5 protein-coding genes and 1 tRNA gene are annotated in these 4,270 nt (G+C 64.7%); 3 read left to right on the forward strand and 3 right to left on the reverse strand.

Annotated elements, in window-relative coordinates:
• The 3 genes from EOA28_RS26635 to EOA28_RS26645 all read left to right on the forward strand — a co-directional run.
• Positions 1-187: TOBE domain-containing protein (locus EOA28_RS26635; protein WP_128315448.1), on the forward strand; the 187-nt coding region annotated here is incomplete at its 5' end.
• The gene (locus EOA28_RS26640) at positions 184-1,056 is read left to right on the forward strand and encodes an ABC transporter permease (protein ID WP_127251965.1); all 873 of its coding nucleotides are present in this window, start codon (positions 184-186) and stop codon (positions 1,054-1,056) included. The genes EOA28_RS26635 and EOA28_RS26640, both read left to right, overlap by 4 nt.
• Positions 1,053-1,853, forward strand: a complete 801-nt coding sequence (locus EOA28_RS26645) for an ABC transporter permease (RefSeq protein WP_127251966.1) — start codon at positions 1,053-1,055, stop codon at positions 1,851-1,853. The genes EOA28_RS26640 and EOA28_RS26645 overlap by 4 nt, the downstream gene beginning before the upstream one ends.
• Before the next feature lie 60 nt (positions 1,854-1,913).
• Here the strand turns inward: EOA28_RS26645 and EOA28_RS26650 are convergent.
• From EOA28_RS26650 to gmd, 3 genes are all read right to left on the reverse strand, one after another.
• A tRNA-Gln gene (locus EOA28_RS26650) sits at positions 1,914-1,988 on the reverse strand.
• A 228-nt stretch (positions 1,989-2,216) separates the two neighbouring features.
• Complete coding sequence (locus EOA28_RS26655) at positions 2,217-3,191, reverse strand: GDP-mannose 4,6-dehydratase (RefSeq protein WP_245501598.1); 975 nt, start codon at positions 3,189-3,191, stop codon at positions 2,217-2,219.
• A gap of 57 nt (positions 3,192-3,248) precedes the next feature.
• Complete coding sequence (gmd, locus tag EOA28_RS26660) at positions 3,249-4,232, reverse strand: GDP-mannose 4,6-dehydratase (RefSeq protein ID WP_127251967.1); 984 nt, start codon at positions 4,230-4,232, stop codon at positions 3,249-3,251.
• Positions 4,233-4,270: the final 38 nt, after the last annotated feature.

Raw genomic sequence — 4,270 nt, forward strand, 5'->3', positions numbered from 1 at the left:
TTCCGGCACCGTCGCCGATCTTGCCTTTGCCGGCTCCTCGACGGTCGCCACCATCGCGGCCGGCGGCGATGCCGCGCAGCGCCTCAGGCTGCGCTTTCCGAGCCGGGTGGACGGCAGCGCGCTGAGGACCGGCGAGACCATGGCGCTTTCCTTCGCGCCGCACGAAGGCCATCTGGTGCTGGCATGAAGAGCGCTGGCCTGGCGCGTCCCGTCGCCATCCGCTGGTCGCCGCTGGTCACCGCGCTTGCCTTCGCGCTGCCGGTGGTGTTCGTCCTGGTGCCGCTGGCGATCTTCCTGGTCTACAGCTTCTTCAGCGTCGACCAGGGCCAGATCGTCTACGCGCCGACGCTGGTCAACTATGTTCGCTTCTTCGCCGAGCCGGTCTTCCTCCCGGTGTTCTGGCGCACGATCGTGCTCTGCCTCTCGGTGGCGGTGATCTCGATCCTGCTCGCCTATCCGACAGCCTATTTCCTGACCACGCTGCGCGGCCGCTGGCGTTACGCGCTGCTGATGTTGCTCATGGTGCCGCTCTTGATGAGCTACGTCATCAAGATCTACGCGATCCGCAGCATTCTCGGCCTCAATGGTTTTCTCAACAAGGCGCTGGTCGGACTTGGCATTCTCGCCGAGCTGTCGACGCTCTTCGTCTTCAATATGAACGCCATCCTGCTCACGCTGACGCTGCTTTTGATTCCCTTCGCGATCCTGCCGATCTTCCTGGCGCTCGAGCGCATCCCGCAGGTGCTCTTGCGCGCGTCCGACGATCTCGGCGCAAGCAGCCTGCAGACGTTCCTGCGCATCACCTTGCCGCTGTCCCTGCCCGGCGTCGCCTCGGCGGCGAGCTTCGTCTTCGTGCTGGCGATCGGCGATTTCCTGACGCCGCAGATGGTCGGCGGCATCAGCGGCTTCACCTTCGGCCGCATCCTCTACAGCCAGTTCGGCACCGCCTATAACTGGCCCTTCGGCGCCGCTCTGTCGGTGGCGCTGGCCGTCGTGGTGATCGTCGCGATCCTTCTCGGCGAGCGCTTCGGGCGCAATCGGGGGGCCTCGCTTTGATCGCCGCGCCGCGCCTCTCCACCATCCTTCTCGCCGCGATAACCGTCCTGGTCGCGGCGCTGCTCTACAGCCCGCTTTTCGTGCCCATCGCGTCGTCCTTCTTTCCCGTGGCGCGCGGCGAGGTCGACTGGTCGTCACCGACGGTCGAGACCTATGTCGCATTGGCTGGGAATCACGAGATTCTGGCCGCCCTCCGCACCACGCTCGTCGTCGGCGTCTGCACGGTCGTCCTCTCGGTCGTGAGCGGCACATTGCTGGCCCTCTACTATCATGGCCGCCGCGCCGGCCGCTCGCTGCTGCAGTTCATCGTCTTTCTGCCGTTCCTGATGCCGCCCATCATCAGCGGCCTGGCGCTGTTGATCTTCTTCCGTGAGATCGGGCTCGAACGCTCGCTGCTGACGGTCGTCATAGGCCATACGGTCTTCGTGCTCGCCATCGTCTATCGCACGGTGCTGACGCGCCTGCAGTCGATGAGCCGCACGCTGGTCGAGGCCTCCTACGACCTCGGCGCGACCAAATGGCAGACCTTCTGGCGCGTCATCCTGCCCAACCTTTCGAGCGCGATGGTGGGCGGCGCCATCCTGGCTTTCGCCCTGTCGTTCGACGAGACCATGATCACCATTCTGGTCACCGGCACCCAGACGACGCTGCCGGTACGCCTGTGGGCGATGATGCGACTGGGTTTCTCGCCGGATATCAACGCGCTGGTGGCGCTGATCCTGATGTTCACCATCTTGCTCTGCGCCCTTGCGGCCAGGTTCCTGGTTCCGAGGCAGATCGCCACGCAGCGCAGTTGAAACAACGCTGATCCTGCGCTGGGCGATGCCCGGGGCGGAGCTGGTTGGCAATGTGAGGGATGGCTGGGGCGCCAGGATTCGAACCTGGGAATGTCGGTACCAAAAACCGATGCCTTACCGCTTGGCGACGCCCCAGCAGGCGGGGCATGCCCGCTTGCGCGCGGCCTTATAGGACGGGGCGAAGCAAAGCTCAATGCCGCAACATCAACTAAAAGCGGCTGCGATACGGGTCGCTATTGCTGCCAGTTCGTCGCTTGATCGCCAGCGGCTCATCCCGGGCCGCCCGCTGCCGCACGCCTGCTTCGCTCGCCTGGCCGACATCGGGGCAATCCTGCTTCCGCGAAGCCGACGACGCTGCTTTGCTCACGCCTGGGCCACACGTGCACGGCAATCCTGCAGGACCGCCGCAAGCGTCTCCTCGAAAGAATGCTCGGGCGCCCAGCCAAGCAGGGTCCGGGCGCGGGTCGCATCGCCGACGATGCATGGCAGGTCGCTTGGCCTCATCCGCAAAGGATCCTGCTCCACGACGATCTTGACGCTACTTTGCGCCAGCAGCAGATCCAGAATATCTGCCATCCGCCAGGAGAGGCCGGACGCAAGGTTGAAGATGGTGTTCGGCGCAAGCTTGTTGCTGTTCAAGACCGCGCGCGCATAGGCATTGGCAATGTCGCGCGCGTCCAGAAAATCGCGCCTGGCGTCGAGATTGCCGACGCGGATGAGCGGCGGAGCGAGGCCTGCTTCGATCCGCGCGATCTGCATGGCGAAGGCCGGCACTGCGAATGCCTCAGTCTGGCCCGGTCCCGTATGATTGAAGGGACGCATCCGAACGCATTTCAACCCCCGGTACGACAGCGCGCCGAGCGCGAGGTCGGCCGCGGCCTTGGTTGCGGCGTAGTCGTCGACCGGGGCAAGCAGCGTGCTTTCGTCGAGCGGTCGTCCGGTCTTCGCGCTTTCGCCATAGACCAGACCGGATCCGACATGGACGAGCCAGCAGTCCGGAGCCGTGTTGAGGATGGCATTGGCCACGTTGAGCGCGCCGTCCACGTGGATGCGCCACGTGTTTCGTGGATTCGCCTGGGCGGCATCGGGGGCCGCGACCGCCGCCAGGTGGATGACATGCGTTGGCCGATGACGGGCCATGGCCTCATGGACGGCGGCCGTATCCGTCACGTCCAGCTCTTCGACCTGGCCGAAAGCGGGGTGCGGGCCCCCATCCTTGGAGGTCGCGGCAATGACGACCTCAGGGCCGCAGATCTTGCGCAATGCCTCGCCGACATAGGGGCCGACGAAACCGTTGGCGCCGGTCATCAAAACGCGCATGCCGGCCTCACGAACCATGAAGCGTTGTCCGGATGCGGATGCGTGGCGGAACGCGGCGTCACAACGGCTTCCCTTTCAACGCCTGGCGGCTGCGTGGCGCGCGAGATCGGCGTCCACCATCTCGCGGATCATCTCTTCCAGGGAGATCGTCGCTTCCCATCCGAGCTTCGCCTTAGCCTTGGCCGGATTGCCGAGCAGGATCTCGACTTCCGCCGGCCTGAACAGGTCTGGATCGATGACAAGATGGTCGTTCATCTTCAACCCGACATGCTCGAAGGCGATCCTGCACATGTCGCGCACCGTCGTCGTCCTGCCGGTGGCGACCACATAGTCGTCGGGCTTTCCCTGCTGCAGCATCAGCCACATGGCGCGGACATAGTCCCTCGAGTGGCCCCAGTCGCGCCTGGCGTCGACGTTGCCCAGGCGCAGCTCCCTCGCCAGCCCCATCTTGATGCGCGCGACGGAGTCCGTGACTTTGCGGGTCACGAATTCGATGCCGCGAAGCGGCGATTCGTGATTGAACAGGATGCCGCTCGAGGCATGCAGGCCGAAGCTCTCGCGATAATTGACGGTGATCCAATGGCCGTAGGCCTTGGCTACCGCATAGGGCGAGCGGGGATGGAAAGGCGTGGTCTCCGACTGCATCGGCTCCTGGATAAGGCCGTACATCTCCGACGACGAAGCCTGATAGAAACGCGCCCCGGGCACTTCAAGACGCAGCGCCTCCAGCATATTGGTGACGCCGATGCCGGTGACGTTGCTCGTCAGGATAGGCTGCTGCCAGGACGATTTGACGAAAGACTGCGCGGCAAGGTTGTAGACCTCGTCCGGCCTTACGTCGCGCATGGTTCGGGTCAGGCCCGACAGGTCCGTGATGTCGCCATCCACGATCCGCACGTCGTCCTCGATGCCCAGCCATTTCAGCCGCATCGTGTTGACGTCGGCCGTGCTCGACCGTCGCGCCAGGCCGTGGACCTCGTAACCCTTCGAAAGCAGGAGCTGCGCCAGATAGGCGCCGTCCTGCCCGGTGATCCCGGTTATCAATGCTGCCTTTGTCATCAATGGTCTCGGTGGTCGGGCGCGATGCGGGGGCGGGA

This window comes from Mesorhizobium sp. M2A.F.Ca.ET.067.02.1.1 (genome assembly GCF_004023285.1).
In the GTDB taxonomy this organism is placed as follows: domain Bacteria; phylum Pseudomonadota; class Alphaproteobacteria; order Rhizobiales; family Rhizobiaceae; genus Mesorhizobium.

What these genes read in the sequence shown, in the direction of transcription:
- EOA28_RS26655 (WP_245501598.1), bottom strand. Translation starts at nt 3,191, where the DNA reads ATGGTTCGTGAGGCCGGCATGCGCGTTTTGATGACCGGCGCCAACGGT.
- EOA28_RS26640 (WP_127251965.1), top strand. Translation starts at nt 184, where the DNA reads ATGAAGAGCGCTGGCCTGGCGCGTCCCGTCGCCATCCGCTGGTCGCCG.
- gmd (WP_127251967.1), bottom strand. Translation starts at nt 4,232, where the DNA reads ATGACAAAGGCAGCATTGATAACCGGGATCACCGGGCAGGACGGCGCC.